This is a genomic window from Blautia glucerasea (genome assembly GCF_020537505.1).
Classification (GTDB): domain Bacteria; phylum Bacillota; class Clostridia; order Lachnospirales; family Lachnospiraceae; genus Blautia_A.
In genome coordinates, this window is record NZ_JAJBMO010000113.1 from 1 (window position 1) to 514 (window position 514).

The 514-nt window shown below is 38.7% G+C and carries 1 protein-coding gene; it reads right to left on the minus strand.

What is annotated here, in order from left to right:
- Positions 1-127: 127 nt before the first annotated feature.
- On the minus strand, positions 128-514 hold a 387-nt coding region (locus tag LIQ05_RS19500), incomplete at its 5' end, for a S24 family peptidase (RefSeq protein ID WP_226822944.1).

Below are 514 nucleotides of genomic sequence, written 5' to 3' on the forward strand. Positions count from 1 at the left end.
GCTTCAGCCAAATCTGCTTGAATGAGATTCCGTTCTTCACGAATATCTTTTAGTGTATTATTGATTGCCATTCAATCACTTCCTTTGCTTATTGTTATCAGCAGGATCATGAACCTGCTGTTGAAATCTAATGAAATCCCGGAATTTCTGCACCTTTGCATTTCCCGATTACTTTTCCAAAAATTTTAAAAGAGTCAGATTCCAAAACCTGGATAGGACGATATTTTTGATTTAAAGAGATCAGATAAACACCATCTGGTTCATCGTGTAATTCCTTGATGTAAGTATTGCCGTTGAGATAGAAGATTCCAATTTCACCATTAGCAAGAGAATCTTTTTTCTGAATCCATGCAACATCGCCTGTATGATAAAGTGGCTCCATACTGTCACCGGAGATCCGTACACCAAAGTCTGTCTGCTCAGGAGCAAGATGTCCTACGTCATAGGTTTCTTTTACAGAATCTTCCAGGTAATTTCCAGTACCAGCAGAAACTGGTTCCCAGGTAATTTCTAC